This window comes from Breznakia blatticola, from assembly GCF_004365815.1.
GTDB classification, from domain to species: domain Bacteria; phylum Bacillota_I; class Bacilli_A; order Erysipelotrichales; family Erysipelotrichaceae; genus Breznakia; species Breznakia blatticola.
The window spans coordinates 111,392-129,555 of the sequence record NZ_SODD01000001.1; the positions used below are offsets into that span (position 1 = coordinate 111,392).

Sequence of the window (18,164 nt, forward strand, 5' to 3'; positions counted from 1 at the left end):
AAGAAGTTTTTGGCATACTAATTACGAGGTTACTTATGAAGAAACGACAATTATTTATTTATATATGTATCTTTACAATTGGTGTATGTATACCAATCGTATTACATGATGCGTCAACACTTTTTGGTTCAACAACCGATTATGTAAATCAACACATTCAAATCGCAAAAGCGATTCGTCAAGCAGTATACCAGCAAGGATTCTTTCCTAACTTTATGGATAGTTTAGGAGCAGGACAGAATATTTATAACTTTGCTTACTATGGACTGTTTCGTTTAGATATACTTATATCTTTACTTTTACCTAATGTAGACATGTATACCATTATTTCTACATACATGATATGCATGTATGCGATTAGTTTATGTTTATTCTACAAGTTATTAAAAGAGCATCAACTAACAGATAGCATCGCATGTATTATGGTACTTTTATTTGCGCTATCTTCCTACAGTTTTCAAATACATCGACAGATTTTATTTGTGAACTATCTGCCGTTCTTATTACTATCTATGCTTGTGATCAAAAAAGGAAAATCACAACTTTGGTTGGTTCTACTATTTGCTTGCATCATTTTACACAGCTTTTTCTTTAGTTTAAGTTGTGCTGTAGTGCTTGCAATATATACGTTATATCTGAATCACGATAAGCCAATTAAACAGCTTTTCATTCTTGGCTTACATATTGGATTTGCATATCTTTTATGTAGTTTCTATTTATTACCTACTGGACTTGCAATTTTGGCAAATAGTCGCTCCGATGCAGTGGTCGCATCTATTGCACCTATCGATTTAAGTTTTTCTACCATCCTGTACGACAAATACGGAATGGGATTAACTTTCATTTCATTATTCAGTTTGTTTTTAGCTCTGCGTTCAAAAAAGTTGCGTATTCTAGCAGTGATCTTACTGTTGCTATGTTGTATTCCAATATGTAGTTATATTTTAAACTTTGCATTATATGTACGACCTAAAGCATTCATTCCATTTATTCCACTTGTTTTACTTGTTACTGGTTTAGTAATTCAACAAATTAGTAAACATGAAATTTCATGGAAATCTTATGATGTTCTATTTATTGTACTTGTAATAGTTGCAAGTAAGTCACCTACTTTGGTTGCAATGGACGCATTATTAACAATAAGCATATTGCTATGCATCTATTATCAACAACAAGCATTATTTGCTAATGCTGCTTTGTTGGCTGCTATCATTACTTGCCAAGTAAACAATCAGTATGAAACCTATGAAAAGAAAGCAAACTATCAGAAACTGACATCACTGGAAAACAATTCTGATATACATGCGTTGGATTTAGAAAACTATCGCTTTGAAGATTTACGATTTGTCTCTACCAGCGTAAATACAGCTTCACCAAAACTCAAACGCACAAGTATGTATACAAGCATCAATAATAGTTCATATAATATATTCTTCTACGATGTGATGATGCAAGCCATTCCAAGTAAAAACCGTGTAATTACTTCATATCAACACAATCCAGTTTTTGCCAAGTTGATGGGGATTCGATATTTGTATACTACAAAGAAATACGTTCCGATTGGCTATGAAGTGTATGCAGAAACAAAGGATTATAAAATTCTTGAAAATAAAGAGGTTCGTCCAATTGCATACGGTACAAGTAAACTGCTACATACAGATGTCTTTGAAAAACTATCAGCTGTTGAAAAACTACAGGCGTTGCAGTCATATCTAATTACAGACAATACATCAAATCAAGCGTATGAAAATAAAGTACAATCTGTAGCATTTCAACCAACCTTTACAAAACAAAGCACATCGCTACAACTTGAAATGAAAAACGATACACTGCTTGTGCAAGCAAAGAAAAAAGCAAGTGTAGATCTTACGCTCGAGCAAGATATTAAAGGAATTTTAGTGATTGAATTTGATGTCGAAGATATCTCAAATATAGCCAAACAGGATATGTATATTGATATCCAAGGTGTTCGAAATAAACTATCAAGTTTACATGCTGCTTATCCAAATCACAATACGCATTTCACTTACACACTTAGTGATGCAAAGGAATTAAAAAAACTGCACCTTACCTTTTCTGAAGGTAACTATAAACTCACAAATATTCAACTGCATCAATTCGAAGATGTCTCTATAGATCAATTACATCTTGATACATTTACACAAATTGAAAGTGATGCAGTTTTAGAAGGAACTATCACAATGCAAGAAGATGGCATGTTTGCCACTTCCTTGCCGATGCAAGATGGCTACCAACTTTATGTAGATGGTAAAAAACTAACCATTGAAACTGTGAATACAACCTTTGTTGGCACAAAACTAAGCAAAGGCAGTCACACAATCAAATTAATCTATACGCCTCCAGGAAAGCCTTTAGGGTTTTTGATCAGCGGATGTATGTTTATCATACTTTGCCTAAAAGGTGTATGGGAAAGGAGACCCTATGTTCAACATCGACAAACAACTCATTAAATATATTTTCAATGGTGGTTTCACCACACTTGTAAACTACATCGTTTACTTCATTTTGACATATGTAGGGGTTCAATATTTAATTGCAAATACAATTGCTTGGGTAGTAGCTGTGCTAGTTGCATTTTATACCAATCGTTTATGGGTATTTCAATCAAATGAACCATTTATACAACAATTAATCAATTTTGTATCATTGCGCGCTTTAACTTTACTGATTGAAAATGGACTACTGTATGTTTGTATTCAACTTATCGGTATTGCTAGTATACCTGCAAAACTGTTTGTGAGTATTATTACAGTTATCGCAAACTATGGAATATGTAAAAGTAAAATATTTAGAAAAGGAGAACCGAATTATGGAAACCATTAGTATCATCGTTCCTTGTTATAACGAAGAAGAATCCATCCCATTATTCTACACAACAACAAAAGCAGAACTTCAAAAAATTGAAGGTGTGAATTATGAGTTTATTTTTGTGAATGATGGTAGTACAGATCAAAGTATTCATGAACTAAAGTTACTTGCTTTACAAGATACAAACTGTCACTATATTTCATTCTCAAGAAACTTCGGAAAAGAATCCGCAATGTTTGCAGGATTGCAAAAAGCAACGGGTGAGTATTGTGTCATTATGGATGCAGATTTACAACATCCTCCTACCTTACTAAAAGAAATGTATCAAGTCTTGAAATATGAAAACTATGATTGTGCAGCTGGTAAACGCATGGACCGTACAGGTGAAGGAGGCTTACGTAGCTTTTTAAGTAAACAATTTTACAAAGTCATTAGCCGTCTAACAAAAATGGATATGAGTGATGGTTCTGGTGATTTTCGAATGATGCGACGCGTAATGGTTGATGCGATTTTACAAATGAAAGAATACAATCGTTATATGAAAGGAATCTTCTCATTTGTTGGTTTTGATACAAAGTGGATTGAATTTCATAATGTAGAACGCGTTGCTGGACAAACTAAGTGGAGTTTAAAAAGTTTATTCTCCTATGCCTTTGAAGGAATTGTATCTTTTTCTACTAAGCCATTATTGTTTGCGGGAATTGTTGGAACTATCCTACTAGCAATATCAACCATTCTAGGAATGAGCATTATTATTCGTTTATGTTTAAGCCAAGTGATTTCCTCATCATTTTATCTACTTACACTGCTTGTCTTTTTAAGTAGTCTACAAATGATTTTCGTATCTATACTTGGTCAATATGTATCAAAGGATTACTTAGAAAACAAGAAACGCCCAATCTACATTATCAAGGAAAGTGATTTATGAGTTATGCGAAAATTCTACTTTGTCTTAGTATTTTACTTTTTAAAACTCCTACAATCCAACAAACAGAACATACAAGTTTGATGATCGTTGCACATCCAGATGATGAATCGCTTTTTGCTGGTGAAGAAATTAGCTCACATCCCTATTTTATTATATGTATTACGAATGGAGACAATCCTACACGTAGAGCGGAGTTTATGCAAATGCTAAAGAAAACAAACAATAATGGAATCATTCTTTCCTATCCAGATAAAGTAAACAATAGGCGAAGTGATTGGTATTACGAAAAAGAAAGCATCAGAAAGACACTTTCTTTCTATACAAAAATATACGACTGGGAAAAAATTGTTACCCATAACCCGCAAGGTGAATATGGGCATCAACATCACATCATGACAAGTAATATAGTAAAAAATATTACTCAACAACAAAACATAAAAGAAAAACTCTATTGTTTTTCCTATTTCAAGAAAGAGCAAAATCCACCATATGCAAAACAACTCACGAAAGCACAACATCAAGCAAAAGTGGAATTACTTGAACTCTATTCTTCACAAGAAAAAACAGTTCATAAGTTTGATCACTACATTGACTATGAGAAACTTGTTCCCTATTTCAATGATTGAAAGATTTGTTCAATCTCTTGTCTTTGCCAAGCATCTAGTGTTCCTAGGTGCTTTTTTAATAACGTATACCACTCTCTAGCGCTTTCTAAGCGATGAAGTGTATCTGCATCTAATGTGGGTGTCTGTTGAAACAAAAACTCCTCAGGATAGATATAACGAAACAATAAAGCAAGCGTTAAACTATCCAACTTACAAAAATAGGTTTCATATTCTTCTTGATTAAAAATCGACATATCAAGAATATCCAAAACATCATGAATGGATGCCTTAGATGATAGCAATCGTTGAACTCTAGCTTCTGTACAAGATTCTTGTTCAATCTGTTCCACTATATCCAAAAATGAATCATTGTCCATCGCATGATGTACTTGAAATTGTACTTTATTACAATCTTCCATTTCATAAATAATAAATGAATCAAAACTTTGATGGCTAATGGCAATTTGTAATTCTTGGACAAATCGTTCTTTGAAGCGTAAAGAATATGTGTACATTTCAGGATTAATACTATTTTGCAATCGCTTGTATGCTAGATTGGCAAATGTATTTGCATTTGTAATTTTCCGCGCTAAAAATTCTAATTCTACTTTAGTGAGTAATAATTTCTTTGGATTTGGGAGTAAGCAGGCAAACAGTTGTTGTCGAAGTAGTAGTTCCATAATATTCAAACCTAGTACATGTACGCTAATCCCCTTTTGCAATTCATACCAATGTACGAGTGTTTCTAACTGATTTTCATACAAATGACAAAACTGTTGTTCCAAATCGAAACGATTGGCATATTCTTGTGCTAAATCAAGACCAACCAAACCATACATTTGATGATCCAAAGCAAGCCCATCTAATAGTGGATAATCAAAATCTTGCTTACAAAGTGTCGCTTTATATGCAGGATGATAATCCTTAATAAAATCAAAGAATTGATGATGTAAGACATCTTGATAGCGCTCATTTTCCACGTGCAGTGCTTGTTTTTCTAAACGTAATGCTTGGTGCTTTAAAGATTCAAGTTGTTTCTCTATGTACTGAAAGCCCTGTTGATAGAAGCATTCTATATGATTTGCTTGTAATAAACTAGGGTTGTCTTTATATGTATGTACATGATCAAGTGCATACAAAATACTACGATGGATTTGCTTATAGGCATGCAATGATATAGTGGAACTTCTTTTATGGTTATATTGCAATACCAAATGATGTGCAATCTTTACTAGTTCACTTTCAATTGCTTGTATTTGCACCTCATCTATTTTCCCTTCTTTTTGTAGTTTATGAACCATATCCGTAAATGAATATTCTTGATATTGTGCATGTATTAGTTCATTCATTTTGAAGACCTCACAGTTTGGATAATTTGGTAGATACATTCACTATCTAATTGACCATGATTATGCAAGTAATGCTGATACATCAACGCAACTAGTTCATCATCATACAAACGTGCTCGTACATATTTACGTATGGCATAATACGAATTCATAAAAGATGCAATTACATCCACAAAATCAACTTGTCGAATATATGGTGAATACGCAAGTTTACTAGCAATGGTAAAAATAATATTCGCATGAATATCAATTAATCCAAATTGAGTATAGCTTTGTTTCTGACAAACGATCAATTTGTTAATATCTTCATTTGATAATTGATGTCCAGCTTGTGCAATTTCATAATTCACATCATGTAATTGAAGACTAAAATCAGTTGTGCTTGGGATATTGTTTTGTCTCATAAATAACCTCCGTGTACTCTTTATACGCCTCATCGCTAAACATGACAAGCCTTGAAAAAAAGGCGAAAATATGGTAATATAACACTATAAAAGAAGCAAAAAAGTAGAGAAATTTTCCACAAAACGGAAACTCTCTACTTTTTTATTTTAGTATATCAAATCTGTCAAGTTACACATCAAGTTCGCGAAAGTCATGAGAAATCATTTCCTCAAACATGAGTTTTCCATCTTCATATGTAAAGCGTAAGATTGCACAGTTTGGAATTGGATACGTAATCTTTGTTTTTGCATATGTTTCATTCGCGCGATAGAGTTGTGCACACGCTGCACCATGAGATACCATCAACACCTGTTGATGGTCTTCTTGATCCATAATGTTCGTGACAGTATCCATCAAACGTTTACGAAACTCCATTTCGTCTTCTCCACCATATTGCACAAAGAAGTCACCATATGGAGGTTTTGGGTCTACCACATCATTAGATCCTTCTAAACGTCCAAAATTCCATTCCTTTAATCCACGCACACGTTGGTATGCTTGCTTACTAACAAGCTCTAATGTATCACTTGCCCGTTCTGAAGTTGACGAGTAAGCGTGATCAAATACAATATCATGCTCTTTAAAATATCTTCCTGCAATGATTGCTTGGTTTTTTCCTAAGGTGGTTAGTGGAGAATCACTCCACCCTTGTTTAAGATGTAAGACATTGAACAACGTTTGCCCATGTCGCATAAAATATAATGTTTTTGCCATACTACTCCCTTACTATACACTTATCAATAATTTCTCTTTCTTGTATTGCTGTTTCTTGTAAATACGTCGCAAAACCTGAAGCATTTTGTTTGTTAATACACGTTGCAACATAAGATGCATCATCTTTTAAAAACACATGAGGTGTCAGTTGCCATTTCAATAACATATAATTCAGCAATAATTCACATACACATGTATTTCCTTGTGTAAAAGGCTCACCTTTTCTCATCGCTAGATACAATGAAGCAACTTGCTTATACTGTCGTTTAATAACACGAACTTTGGAATGATGAAATGTATCCAACACTTCTTTAAATGCCAATTTTGCTTGTGTATTCCTATATGTTACTTCAATATTTGCATCCTTGTAAAGAAGTTGTACAAGTTCTAGCACATCATGTTCATCTATATCTTTCTTACTACTTGCAAGTTCTAACATTTGATTAAATGCATGCTTGTAATTGAGAATCGCATAAATTTGCTGTGGAGATATTGTAAGAATGAACTCACTTGCATTAAATGCCAAAGCATATACTTCTGCGTATGATAAATATTGTTTTTGTTCAGATAACGCAAAGAAAATACTTCGCGATACGAAGCTACGATAATACAGTGTCTGTTCCTTTAATAAATCTGTGACATTCATTACTATCATTGTACATGAGTCCATCGTATTTGTCGTTACTTATTCATTGAACAAAATTGCACATCATTCATCTTTTTGTTTTTTCTTTTCTTGATAGATTTTATAACTAGCAAAAAGATACATTGCGTCGGCAAAAAGAATGGCGATAGCAAAGGCGAACTCACTTCGATCGTTGGTTAACAAAACATACACAGCGTATATCAATGTTAGTACACTTATTATATCACTAAGCGTTTTTAAGACTTTCTTCATATTTGCATCATAACATATCAAATATTGAATTGCATATTTATACAAAAAGCAGTCGCTAGACTGCTCCTATTTTTGTAATGGTGAGAACTTTGCATCGAAGACCTGCATATAGTATGTATTTTCATCCTGCAATAGTTTTAATGCAGTTTGCTTATCCACAACTAAACGTATTCCATATATCTTTGTTTCATCATTCTTTAGTTTATCAACTTCGTCATTGATTACATCGATTACATATGGATAATTTATAGCTCGTTGAAGAAATTCACTATGATCTTTCAGTAATTTTAAAGAACTTGCATAAACTTCTTTTAATCCTTCTTCAGTATAAACTACATCTCCACATAATCCTGGATATGATGTTGAACACACTTGCGGGAAGTAGAGTGGTGAGAATCCTAGCGTATTAATATCGCGTATGTTTGTCGCAATGTATTGCACGTCCACATCAGCTAAGATACCCTGTTTATATGTGACAAATTGATCAAAACTCATCGACTTGTCAAAGGATATAGATATGTCAACTTGTGCTGACTCAGGTAAATTATCAATGTCTTTTTTTAGGGCTTCATGTTGTTTAGCTATTTCATTCTCACTAAGTTGAGGATAATTGTCTTCATCTGTTATTTGCTTATCCTTTGAATAAAACTGATACACATGAAACATTGTATTTAATTGAATGCGACGATTACTTACTTCAATTATATCCTCTGATTCACCATAATTTATTCGATCTAGATACGAAATATACTTTCCATAATACTCATAGTTACCAGAACCCAAGTTTGTGTAGCTACCATCCCCGAAAAGCGGAACATAGACAACTCCAGGATTTGCTACTGAAATATATGCTGAGACAAGCATTTGGAAATCCTGACGATCTATTGAATCTTCCTCATCACCAAATACATTATAATATCCTTCAATCTTTTCATTTACTGGATTGTAACTTGTAAGTTCTTTAAGCTTGTTTATACCAAAATACGCTCCTGCTAAAACAAGTGCCACAATTAGTGTATATACAAGCATTCGCTTAACAAAATTCATATTCATACCATGTTTGATTTTCTTGAATGTTTTTTGATCAATATCTTTAGTGTCCATTGATAATAAATCATCGATTTTTTTGTCTTCGTTCATAACATTTCCTCCTCTTTTGCATAAGCGATTAGTTTTTGTTTCACTCGATATCGTATACTGCGAATATGATCAAGTGATATTTTAAGCAACTGTGCAATTTCTACATCGTCCAATTGCGATACCAAACTTAACAACATAACATTACGTTCTTTATCTGATAGTGTGTAGATTTTACGATACAGCCACCGTTTTTGCTCATCTTTAATATATTTCTTTGTTGCATCATAAGGATCTACTAACCACTCTACTTGATATTGACCTTCATCTAATATGCGATGATTCTTTCGATATGTATCAATAAACTGATTTTTCAATACTCGAAATAACCATGCTTCAATTTCTTTTTCACTTTTCAAATTAGACACACCTAATTTAATAAATGTTTCAGATACCAAGTCTTCAGCGGAAGCTTCATCTTTTGCTAGAGACAACGCAAAAAGATATAGACGTTGATGATATGTATGATACAAAATTTCTAGCCAACGATTCTCCATACGTTTCCCCTTCACTTATATAACGAACTTATAGACAAAAAATGACAAAACTTTTCAAAAAAAGTGTACCATGTATTCTAGCAAAAAAAATATCTATTATTGACAACATGCGAATGTTTTACCCCACAAATAAATACTGACAATATAAAAGTTAGAAGCTAATTGATTTTCAATATAATATTCAAGCAAAAGCAAAAGATAGATTATATAACCCACACAAAGTAGTACATGATATCATATAATCTATCCTTTTTTGATCTTTTTCATTTTTAATTCTTTTTGTTTATATTTTTTGCAATATCAATAATCATTTTTTCAAAATCTTTGTTACTAATCCCGATGTCAGCAAGTAAATCATCAAATTCTTTTCTGCACATTTGACTTTCAGTGTAGTTATCTTCGCCATTTGTGTATACAATACATTCTTTTGATTGTTGTTGAACTTTACCTAATGTAATAACTGCATTACTTTTAGAATTGACCAAAAAAACTATATTCAAATCTTTTAATTTTGTCTCATTATTAAATTTATATTCTTTATTTTCAAGATTTACAGTTATCACATCATTTCCTGCCCATCTATTTGCACTTATTTCGAATCCACTTTCAAGAAATAAAGATATATGATCGTCATCAGACTTACATATCATCAACACTACACATGATATCAGTAAAGCAAAAATAAAGACTCCTTTTTTAATTTTCATCTTAACCTCTCATAACTTTTTTGAAAAACTCTCCAACTCTAGGTGAAAATTCAAACAATTCAGCAAAGCGTTTATTCTGTTGTATTTCCAAAGATTGCAAAATTTACCATTACAATCAATGAAAATATCATACAAAACCTAAAATCATTAACTTTTTTCACCTTCTCATTGTTTTTAACTGTGAAGATAATATGTTCACAATTTAAATTGCTCTCTCAGTAATTTAAAGAATTTCATAATAACAGAAATTCTAGTTATTTTATCTCAACACCATTCAGTTTATTTACTATCAACTTCACATGTATAGCCTTTAATTACTAATTGCTTAATAATGTCATTCATAATTTTCGAATCATTCGTATCATCAAGTATTAGTTCATCTAAGACATTATCTTTAGCAATAAAGACCACTCTGACCCCTTCATTGACAAAGTCAACAGTAAGCTTAGATTCATCCAATCCCATTTCATCACTGAATGTTTTCTCAATTTCTTTGCGATCATCTTCATTCAATTCCTTTTTATCACCAATGAAATAGTCTGGATGAAAAACAAGTTTAACTTCAATTTCATCTACTATCGTTTCATAATCGAGTGAGCTTATCTTATAAGTGCTAATAATACCTGCTTCCTGCATCTTACATATTTCAGTTTTATAATTAGTTTTTCCATCTACAAATGACAGATTGTTAGAACATCCTGCTAAAATCGCAGTTAAGATAATAAGCATGATTGTTTTCTTTGTTTTTTGATTTTTTTTCATCTCTCCTCCAATATTCGTTATGTATTTTTCAACCATTTATTGAAAAGTGTTATTTCATTTTATATTACATCGATTCTATGTTGGAACAACGGTCGTTTCCCAAAACATATTAGAAAATGAATTGCATTGATATAACATAGACGATGGGTGTACAACCTACATTCTACTTTAAACATTTGTTGTTTATCTTTTTGTTAAATATCATAGTACTTAATAGTGTTTGTCCTATTTTATTACAAACATATTTTTCTACACTCAAAACTTTACTTATATAATCAATAATTGTTCTTTATTGCCCTTTCGTTGTTTTAGAAGAGTTCTCATTTATTAACCCCTCGTTTTCTTTCGTTAAACTACTATATTCTACAAATGACTTAGCTCTATTATCACTCAAAGTTATGACTACACCACTATCGGTATCCACGAATGTTCAAGAATACTTTCATTAGAAATTTCAATTCTAGTTGTTTCTTCGACACTTTCAGTAAAATCTTCCATTTTTATTACATCCTACTTAGCATCTTCTCTCTCAACATTATTCAACACAGTATAATAGAGAACGTTACGACTGAACTTAAAATTAATAAATATTTTTTTAAATCCCCCTTTTTTAAGTGTTTAATCAATCAAATCCACTAAGCAATTCAATTTATTTCTATAGTTTATCTCTCAACATTAGTAAAACTTTCTACACCTCCTACTTCGTTTAATAACGTGTACTCTTTATTTAATAGTTCTATAAATATAATAGGTCAAATAAATACAAATGTCAACACTTAATCAAAACAACGATATTCAAAGTAATTTTATAAAAAGCATAAAAAAACCATATAATCCCGAACAGGACTATACGGCTTCATTTTTAGTACAATAATACCTTGTTATTTATGAATCAAAGCTCACAATATACGTTTTACTTACTGCAATATCTCAAATATAGAATGAGTAGTTCCAACAACATTTATAGTTGTACTATTTTCTCTTTGTATTAATTCTGTACAGTTAGCATGAAAATCACCCAAAACATTCTTTACAAATTCAAAAATAAACTTGTTAAGTAAACTAATATTGAAATCTTCATTATTTGCTTCCTGTAGTAAGACTATTTAGTATATTTACATATTCTAAGAATTCACGTCTTCCCTTCTTTGTTAACGAATATGTAGTTTGCGGCTTATTGTTAATAAACTCTTTTTTAACAGATATATAATCATTTTCGATTAATTTTTTTGTATGAGTCGTCATATTACCATCTGAACATTCACAGATATCTTTTAATTCGCGATATGTTAAATCAGATACTGAAAGGCTTGCGATCATTTGCAAACGAATATTTGATTCGAATACCTTTGACGTTTGAAGAAGTTTAGTCGACATCTTTAGCACTTCTCAATAATAACCAGCAATACAATAAAGAAATAATCGGAATTATATTAAAATCTGCAAACCAAACAAAACAATCGTTCATTTTAACTATAAAAAGAAAATAATCTGTCAATTCAACCGCTGTCTCCATAGTTATCCTTACATAAACAACACATGCAAAATAGATTAACAAAAAAATAATAGGTAGTAAAAAAGTTTTTCTTTTCGTAAAGTTATATATAAGTAGAAAAGCAGCTATCATAATAATTACTTCCAACGGTATCATTAAATGCATGTAATACATTATAATTGAATCAAAATAGTATATAAGAATAAAAACTAGACTATTAAATGACAATAAAATTGGTATTATCATAAATGAGTGCAAGAAATTTTTATCAGATAAATTCATTTTATTTCGCTTAACAAGATAATAATATAAGCATGGAATTACTATATAAAATGATATCAGCATTATTCGATATATCGAATAATATAGTTCACTCTGATAAAGTCCATTTATGCGCATAATTGATTGGTATATATATATAATTGTAGATGCGATAAAATAGAAAAGGAAAAGATATTTCATATATTTCGATATATTACGAGTATCTTTGTTTTTCGACAATACAAAATGAGTATTACTTATTGCGGTGTTAATTATTTCTTTTGAATTTTTCATGTGATTCATCCTCTAAAATAATTATAGGAAAAGCATTTAAGTATGTAAAGATATTTGTCACGTAAACTAAGTGTTTTATTTTATCGATATTACTATTTATTAAAAAGTAATAAAGCTAAACTACAACTGTCGTAAAAAGCTTTTGAAAATTTATAACTCGATAGTTTGATAAAGATTCATTTCTTTTAATTTTACATTTATTATCAGACTTTAGCTTTCTTTTCATTTTAGAATAAGTTAAGTATTCTGTTTATTCCTTTAACTCAACTATTAATAATATGTGTACCATACATACACATTGTCTAATATCAACAACTTTACATCAATAGTAGCTTCAACTATAATAACCATATCGATAACTGTAATACATAAAGAAAGAACTACTAGATTCAGACTAATGACTTGAAAGGAGAAAACAATACATGTATAGACTTATTTATGACGTAATACAATTAATGTTATTATTATATATCGCAATAAAAGTTAGTGATATTAAGAGTAATGATCATGACAGATAATAAAAATATTAGCAGTAATTCTGTTTATCGCTGACTAATCTCAACACGATATAACACAGTGTTTATATAACTTGAGAAGATTAAAACGAGTAAAAAGCACTAGAGTTTATGGTGTGTGTTCATGCAAGCGAATAGTACACCACTATTGCTATTAAAAAGGGACCTCGCATACCACAATTTGTACAGTTCCGTATACACCGTTTCAATTAAACTTATATCTTAGTACATATCAATCTAAACAACTAACTAGTCAATCTTGACTAGTTTTTTAGGTATTACATGCACCATATATTATAAGCGTATAAGATGATAATGCAGGTTTATGTATGATTATTTGTCTTGCTTGGTCTATACAATAACTAACTTTTGAAGACACCATTATTCTATTTATAAATTTATTTAGCAATATCTTCGTCACTAGCATCTTTGATATTTAATATATAACCATCATCTGCATACGTCACTATCATTCCTTTGTATGGTTTGGGTAACCCCGTAATCTTCTCATTGCGTACAAGTTCTGGATATCCTCCTTCTTTGATAAGAAATGAGCGTTCATCCTGAAATTCAATGATCGTACCCGGCTTCATACTTGCAGGAATGAGACTTTCCACATTTTCACATGGCTCGCATTCCATTTGATTTGAGTTATCCTTTGCTTTCGATTCTTGTTGAGACTGACAACCACATACATATATACACAAGCAAACACATAAACACAACACTTTCTTCATATGCAGACCTCCCGATTATGAATTCAACAATGTTTTTATTAAAGCACAAAAAAACTTGGAAATCATCCAAGTTTAATAAGTAATATGGCGGTCCTGATGGGACTCGAACCCACGATCTCCTCCGTGACAGGGAGGCATGTTAACCACTACACCACAGGACCATATTTTCTTCATTTGCGAATTGTTTACCGCTAACGAAGTTAATAATAACAAAGTTTTTCTATCTATGCAAGTCTTTTTATGCAACTTTTTTAATTTTTTTTTATTTTTTTATAATTCGCTATATTTACTTGGTTTATGCGATCTCTAAACCTAGCATAATCGCGATACTTGCTGCTTGATCAAAACGTATTTTTAAGCCTTTACTATGCTGTAAATCTAGAAACAAACTTTCAAATTCACAAGTACTTATATCAATCCCTGCCAGTTTGGTTTCACGCAAATCTAACTTTTGAATCATACAATGGTCAAATTGTAATTCCTTATGTTTCGTATGTAGAAATGAAGCTTCTACAAGTTCACACGATTCAAATAAAACATGCTTTATTTTTGTTGATGCAAAATTAGCATACCGAAGAATCGAATCTTTAAAACGGACATATCCTAAATTCGCTTCAATAAATAAAGAACCAACCAATTTGCAGTGAATGAAATCAACACGATGTAGTAGTGTTTCTTCAAAATTGCAGTTTGATAAATCACAGTATAAAAAAATCGTATCCAACATTTCAATCTTTTCAAAAGTTGGTAAGGTAAAAGTACAACGTTCAAACTTCACTTGATCATATGTATATGTGTCTTCATCAACAATCGTACATGATTTATAGTAAGTATTTGGTTCAATATGGCTAATGACTTCATTTTCGATAATGTCATCGTATTGTTCAATCGGTGTTATATGTTTCATATATTCTATGATAGCTCAAATTATAAAAATGCTAAAGGACTTTTTCAAATCCGTGTACCTGCTTTGCATGTATAGAAATGCTAAGGTATAGTAGAATTAGCTAAGAACTAGGGAGGGACGACAAATGAAACAGTTTGATGCAAAACGTATTACTGAAGTTGTTGAACGCTATATGGATGCTGTATACAAAGGAGATATTGAAACTTTAAAAAGTATTTTCTATGGGGATGCAGCAATGTATGGATACATCAAAGAATATGGAGTGATGGCTACACCACAATTATTCTATGATGAAATCACAAGCAAACCAACAATGGAAGAAAACCATGATCTATGTGAATATGTGATTACACATTTACAAGTAGAAGGAAACATTGCTTCTGTTTGTTTGCAAGTGGAAGGCTTCTATGGAGACGGTACAGTAATCGATATGTTCCACTTAATGAAAATTGAAGGTGTTTGGAAAATTACGTGCAAAACATTTTCACAGAGAGCATAAAAGAATCCCAATGGGATTTTTTTATAGTATGATATACATATGAAAAATAGAAAACAAAAAAGTACATTTCTAATTGGTCTAGCAATTCTTTGTGTTGTCTTACTAAGTATAATTGCCTATAAAGGTGTTCGTACAATTATGCACAAAGAAGATATGACACCAATTGCTTTATATGAAAATTCAACAAGCTTATTCACAAAACAAACGCCAGATATTTCTAGTGTAATAGAAACTGATTTTCCAAATGGAAGATTTTATGAAGAACGTAAAAAAGCAGAGGAAGAAAAAAAGGCAAAAGAAGAAGCAGAACGTAAAGAACGTGAACAAAAGCAACGACAAGAACAAGAGGCTAATAATCAGCAACCGAGCACCTCTGTTCAAATACCACAGTATAATGGTGATAAAATTGTGTGTTTAACTTTTGATGACGGCCCTGGTTATGGCTCTACAGAACGCATTCTTAACACGTTGAAACAATATAACATCAAAGCTACATTCTTTGTATTGGGTCAAAAGGTTGCACAAAATCCTGGTTTGCTTATGCGTATGATTGCAGAAGGTCATACAATTGGTTCACATAGTTATGACCATCCAGATTTGACTACTTTATCTATAGAAAGCATGAAGGCACAACTTAGTTCAACTGACCAACAGATTATTGCTGCTGGTGGCTATACAACAAAATATCTTCGACCACCATACGGAAGTTATAATGATGCAATTACTCAAGCAATTGATAAGAAAATCATTTTATGGAATGTGGATAGCAATGATTGGCGTAACAAGCAAAACCCACAAGGTACAGTCAATAATGTAATGTCAACACTTCAACCACATTCACTCATTCTTTTCCACGACATCTATGATAGTAGTGCAACTGCACTTGAACAAATCATTCCACAATTACTTGAAAATGGATATCGATTTGTGAGTTTGGAAGAGTATATACAATTAACTGGATATTAAACAAAAAAGGTAAGTCAATCACCCCATGTGAACTTACCTTTTTTGCTCTCGATTTGCATGTATGTTTGTGAAACGATTCGATTTAGTTTCGATATTTACTGAATAAAATATCCGCTAGTTCTAAACTGAACTCACCTTTACCAATAAGTTCAATCGTTTTTGGATCAAATCCATCTTGACCTTTTACAAGATCTTCAATCTTTGAAAAGATTTGTTCATGTTTTTCTTTCACTTCACCATAGCTTAAGTTATACATTTTGGCTAGCGAAAGTAATGAACCTTCTGCTTTTACATAATCATCCATGTATGTTTTTTCTTCTTCATTTAAAATATTGTACCAATTCATGATAAGTCCCCACTTTCATATCGCTAATCATTTCACGTTTTGTATTGTAAGAAATCCCCATACAATTGAATTTCTTAGTGCTATTCTAACAAAACCGAAATAAAACTTCTATAGAATCTTTTGTGTTTTTTGTGTGATGTTATACGTAATTTACTTTTTCTTAAGATTTTTCATGAAATCCAAAAGAAAAGTGAGCATACATCTCACTTTATAGTGCTTTTAAGTAATCAACAATTTGTTGCGCATTCTTTTCTGGACTTGCCTTTTTATATACTTTTATAATCGTTCCAGTTTCATCGATAACAAATGTTGAACGAGCAACACCCATGTATTTCTTTCCATACATGTTCTTTTCTACCCATACACCATAGTTTTCAATAGCATCTAGGGTTGGATCACTCAACAAGATAAACGGAAGATCATATTTATCAATAAATTTCTGATGACTTTCTCTTCCATCTTTACTAATACCAATAACTACTGTATTTTCATCCTGTAAATCTTGAAATGCATTACGAAATGCACATGCTTGTTTTGTACATCCTGGGGTGTTGTCTTTTGGATAAAAGTAAACGACGACTTTCTTTCCTTTATAGTCATGTAAATGATGCAGTTGTCCTTGCGCATCTTCTAAAGCAAAATCATATGCTTTCATTTTTTCTTCTAACATGATATCCACCTCTTTTCATCCATACTTTATCGTGGTTAATAGTTGAATGCAATTTTATTGCCCGTAGTGTTCATTACATAAAGCATAAATTAGATGATCTTGCCATGCTCCATGTACATATATACTTCGCTTTGCTAGACCAATCTTTTCAAAGCCACAACGTTCAAGCAAATGAATGGACTGCTCATTTGATGGCATAACCCAAGCTTCCAAACGATGCAATTGAAGTTGACTGAAAGCTAGTTTAATAATTTGGTTCATTGCTGCAGTTGCATAACCTAAATGTTGATAGTCTTGATCAATACAATAACCAATCCAGGCATTTTGCATAGCTCCTCTTTCCACTTGAAATACATCAAAAGTTCCAATCAATTCATCTTCAACAAAAATACCATAACTATATGCAAGATCACTCATTCGCATTGCTAGTACATGCTCCATGCGCATTTCTTGTCCCTCACGCGTAAAAAAGCTATCTGGTTTGGTTGGGTTAAACTTCTCAAAATTCTCTTTATTGTATGTTTCGAACTCGACCAATTGGTCAATATCGTTGACGCTCAAAAAGCGTATTGTAAATTTTTCTTCATTCATATATCCATTATAC

At 31.7% G+C, this 18,164-nt stretch carries 21 protein-coding genes and 1 tRNA gene; 6 read left to right on the plus strand and 16 right to left on the minus strand.

The features are described 5' to 3' along the window. Positions 1-35: 35 nt before the first annotated feature. The 4 genes from EDD63_RS00615 to EDD63_RS00630 are packed head-to-tail and all read left to right on the plus strand — an operon-like array spanning position 36 to position 4,383. Complete coding sequence (locus EDD63_RS00615) at positions 36-2,471, plus strand: YfhO family protein (protein ID WP_134167417.1); 2,436 nt, start codon at positions 36-38, stop codon at positions 2,469-2,471. Then, entirely contained in the window at positions 2,443-2,844 is a 402-nt protein-coding gene (locus EDD63_RS00620) for a GtrA family protein (protein WP_134167418.1), read from the plus strand. The genes EDD63_RS00615 and EDD63_RS00620 overlap by 29 nt, the downstream gene beginning before the upstream one ends. Next, positions 2,831-3,757: a glycosyltransferase family 2 protein gene (locus EDD63_RS00625; RefSeq protein WP_134167419.1), complete on the plus strand. Its 927-nt coding sequence runs from the start codon at positions 2,831-2,833 to the stop codon at positions 3,755-3,757. The genes EDD63_RS00620 and EDD63_RS00625 overlap by 14 nt, the downstream gene beginning before the upstream one ends. Beyond that, a complete protein-coding gene (locus EDD63_RS00630) occupies positions 3,754-4,383 on the plus strand; it encodes a PIG-L family deacetylase (protein WP_134167420.1) in 630 nt (209 codons plus the stop codon). The genes EDD63_RS00625 and EDD63_RS00630 overlap by 4 nt, the downstream gene beginning before the upstream one ends. Here EDD63_RS00630 and EDD63_RS00635 read toward each other — a convergent pair. The 13 genes from EDD63_RS00635 to EDD63_RS00695 all read right to left on the minus strand — a co-directional run bounded on the left by EDD63_RS00635 (position 4,368) and on the right by EDD63_RS00695 (position 15,079). Beyond that, positions 4,368-5,711, minus strand: a complete 1,344-nt coding sequence (locus EDD63_RS00635; RefSeq protein ID WP_134167421.1) for a DUF6179 domain-containing protein — start codon at positions 5,709-5,711, stop codon at positions 4,368-4,370. The two genes, EDD63_RS00630 and EDD63_RS00635, sit on opposite strands and share 16 nt — an antisense overlap. Beyond that, positions 5,708-6,115, minus strand: coding sequence for a DUF6323 family protein (locus tag EDD63_RS00640; protein ID WP_134167422.1), 408 nt, complete (start codon positions 6,113-6,115; stop codon positions 5,708-5,710). Before EDD63_RS00640 ends, EDD63_RS00635 begins: the two co-directional genes overlap by 4 nt. 169 nt (positions 6,116-6,284) lie before the next feature. Next, positions 6,285-6,869 carry a histidine phosphatase family protein gene (locus tag EDD63_RS00645; RefSeq protein ID WP_134167423.1) on the minus strand — a complete coding sequence of 195 codons (585 nt, stop codon included), beginning with the start codon at positions 6,867-6,869 and terminating at the stop codon, positions 6,285-6,287. Between the two features lies 1 nt (position 6,870). Continuing rightward, on the minus strand, positions 6,871-7,524 hold the full coding sequence (locus tag EDD63_RS00650; protein WP_134167425.1) for a hypothetical protein: 654 nt from the start codon (positions 7,522-7,524) through the stop codon (positions 6,871-6,873). 54 nt (positions 7,525-7,578) lie between these two features. Continuing rightward, positions 7,579-7,767 carry a hypothetical protein gene (locus EDD63_RS00655; RefSeq protein ID WP_134167427.1) on the minus strand — a complete coding sequence of 63 codons (189 nt, stop codon included), beginning with the start codon at positions 7,765-7,767 and terminating at the stop codon, positions 7,579-7,581. Positions 7,768-7,833: 66 nt separating this feature from the next. Beyond that, positions 7,834-8,907, minus strand: a complete 1,074-nt coding sequence (locus EDD63_RS00660) for a hypothetical protein (protein WP_134167429.1) — start codon at positions 8,905-8,907, stop codon at positions 7,834-7,836. Beyond that, positions 8,904-9,401 carry an RNA polymerase sigma factor gene (locus tag EDD63_RS00665; RefSeq protein WP_134167431.1) on the minus strand — a complete coding sequence of 166 codons (498 nt, stop codon included), beginning with the start codon at positions 9,399-9,401 and terminating at the stop codon, positions 8,904-8,906. Before EDD63_RS00665 ends, EDD63_RS00660 begins: the two co-directional genes overlap by 4 nt. Positions 9,402-9,670: 269 nt before the next feature. Continuing rightward, positions 9,671-10,108 (minus strand): hypothetical protein, encoded by a 438-nt coding sequence (locus tag EDD63_RS00670; RefSeq protein WP_134167433.1) that lies wholly within the window; start codon positions 10,106-10,108, stop codon positions 9,671-9,673. 279 nt (positions 10,109-10,387) lie between these two features. Beyond that, positions 10,388-10,870, minus strand: coding sequence for a hypothetical protein (locus EDD63_RS00675; RefSeq protein WP_134167435.1), 483 nt, complete (start codon positions 10,868-10,870; stop codon positions 10,388-10,390). Positions 10,871-11,950: 1,080 nt separating this feature from the next. Beyond that, entirely contained in the window at positions 11,951-12,247 is a 297-nt protein-coding gene (locus tag EDD63_RS00680; RefSeq protein ID WP_134167437.1) for a transcriptional regulator, read from the minus strand. Positions 12,248-13,833: 1,586 nt separating this feature from the next. After that, complete coding sequence (locus EDD63_RS00685; protein WP_134167439.1) at positions 13,834-14,172, minus strand: hypothetical protein; 339 nt, start codon at positions 14,170-14,172, stop codon at positions 13,834-13,836. Between the two features lie 85 nt (positions 14,173-14,257). Beyond that, positions 14,258-14,333, minus strand: a tRNA-Asp gene (locus EDD63_RS00690). A gap of 134 nt (positions 14,334-14,467) precedes the next feature. Continuing rightward, the gene (locus EDD63_RS00695; protein WP_134167441.1) at positions 14,468-15,079 is read right to left on the minus strand and encodes a pentapeptide repeat-containing protein; all 612 of its coding nucleotides are present in this window, start codon (positions 15,077-15,079) and stop codon (positions 14,468-14,470) included. Between the two features lie 124 nt (positions 15,080-15,203). Here EDD63_RS00695 and EDD63_RS00700 point away from each other — a divergent pair, with 124 nt between their 5' ends. Continuing rightward, positions 15,204-15,578: a nuclear transport factor 2 family protein gene (locus tag EDD63_RS00700; RefSeq protein WP_134167443.1), complete on the plus strand. Its 375-nt coding sequence runs from the start codon at positions 15,204-15,206 to the stop codon at positions 15,576-15,578. 39 nt (positions 15,579-15,617) lie between these two features. Beyond that, entirely contained in the window at positions 15,618-16,544 is a 927-nt protein-coding gene (locus EDD63_RS00705; protein ID WP_134167445.1) for a polysaccharide deacetylase family protein, read from the plus strand. 82 nt (positions 16,545-16,626) lie between these two features. On the opposite strand, the gene EDD63_RS00710 is transcribed toward EDD63_RS00705, so the two are convergent. From EDD63_RS00710 to EDD63_RS00720, 3 genes are all read right to left on the minus strand, one after another. Next, on the minus strand, positions 16,627-16,890 hold the full coding sequence (locus tag EDD63_RS00710) for a hypothetical protein (RefSeq protein ID WP_134167447.1): 264 nt from the start codon (positions 16,888-16,890) through the stop codon (positions 16,627-16,629). Positions 16,891-17,098: 208 nt separating this feature from the next. Beyond that, positions 17,099-17,560, minus strand: coding sequence for a thioredoxin-dependent thiol peroxidase (gene bcp, locus EDD63_RS00715; RefSeq protein ID WP_134167449.1), 462 nt, complete (start codon positions 17,558-17,560; stop codon positions 17,099-17,101). A 54-nt stretch (positions 17,561-17,614) separates the two neighbouring features. Continuing rightward, a complete protein-coding gene (locus EDD63_RS00720) occupies positions 17,615-18,151 on the minus strand; it encodes a GNAT family N-acetyltransferase (protein WP_134167451.1) in 537 nt (178 codons plus the stop codon). Positions 18,152-18,164 lie beyond the last annotated feature (13 nt).

Bases quoted from the DNA above. Each gene is read 5' to 3' on its own strand.
- EDD63_RS00635 (WP_134167421.1), bottom strand. From the start codon at position 5,711: ATGAATGAACTAATACATGCACAATATCAAGAATATTCATTTACGGAT.
- EDD63_RS00625 (WP_134167419.1), top strand. From the start codon at position 2,831: ATGGAAACCATTAGTATCATCGTTCCTTGTTATAACGAAGAAGAATCC.
- EDD63_RS00695 (WP_134167441.1), bottom strand. From the start codon at position 15,079: ATGAAACATATAACACCGATTGAACAATACGATGACATTATCGAAAAT.
- EDD63_RS00655 (WP_134167427.1), bottom strand. From the start codon at position 7,767: ATGAAGAAAGTCTTAAAAACGCTTAGTGATATAATAAGTGTACTAACA.
- EDD63_RS00675 (WP_134167435.1), bottom strand. From the start codon at position 10,870: ATGAAAAAAAATCAAAAAACAAAGAAAACAATCATGCTTATTATCTTA.
- EDD63_RS00710 (WP_134167447.1), bottom strand. From the start codon at position 16,890: ATGAATTGGTACAATATTTTAAATGAAGAAGAAAAAACATACATGGAT.
- EDD63_RS00650 (WP_134167425.1), bottom strand. From the start codon at position 7,524: ATGATAGTAATGAATGTCACAGATTTATTAAAGGAACAGACACTGTAT.
- EDD63_RS00700 (WP_134167443.1), top strand. From the start codon at position 15,204: ATGAAACAGTTTGATGCAAAACGTATTACTGAAGTTGTTGAACGCTAT.
- EDD63_RS00620 (WP_134167418.1), top strand. From the start codon at position 2,443: ATGTTCAACATCGACAAACAACTCATTAAATATATTTTCAATGGTGGT.
- EDD63_RS00685 (WP_134167439.1), bottom strand. From the start codon at position 14,172: ATGAAGAAAGTGTTGTGTTTATGTGTTTGCTTGTGTATATATGTATGT.
- EDD63_RS00660 (WP_134167429.1), bottom strand. From the start codon at position 8,907: ATGAACGAAGACAAAAAAATCGATGATTTATTATCAATGGACACTAAA.
- EDD63_RS00720 (WP_134167451.1), bottom strand. From the start codon at position 18,151: ATGAATGAAGAAAAATTTACAATACGCTTTTTGAGCGTCAACGATATT.
- EDD63_RS00680 (WP_134167437.1), bottom strand. From the start codon at position 12,247: ATGTCGACTAAACTTCTTCAAACGTCAAAGGTATTCGAATCAAATATT.
- EDD63_RS00645 (WP_134167423.1), bottom strand. From the start codon at position 6,869: ATGGCAAAAACATTATATTTTATGCGACATGGGCAAACGTTGTTCAAT.
- EDD63_RS00630 (WP_134167420.1), top strand. From the start codon at position 3,754: ATGAGTTATGCGAAAATTCTACTTTGTCTTAGTATTTTACTTTTTAAA.
- bcp (WP_134167449.1), bottom strand. From the start codon at position 17,560: ATGTTAGAAGAAAAAATGAAAGCATATGATTTTGCTTTAGAAGATGCG.
- EDD63_RS00670 (WP_134167433.1), bottom strand. From the start codon at position 10,108: ATGAAAATTAAAAAAGGAGTCTTTATTTTTGCTTTACTGATATCATGT.
- EDD63_RS00615 (WP_134167417.1), top strand. From the start codon at position 36: ATGAAGAAACGACAATTATTTATTTATATATGTATCTTTACAATTGGT.
- EDD63_RS00665 (WP_134167431.1), bottom strand. From the start codon at position 9,401: ATGGAGAATCGTTGGCTAGAAATTTTGTATCATACATATCATCAACGT.
- EDD63_RS00640 (WP_134167422.1), bottom strand. From the start codon at position 6,115: ATGAGACAAAACAATATCCCAAGCACAACTGATTTTAGTCTTCAATTA.
- EDD63_RS00705 (WP_134167445.1), top strand. From the start codon at position 15,618: ATGAAAAATAGAAAACAAAAAAGTACATTTCTAATTGGTCTAGCAATT.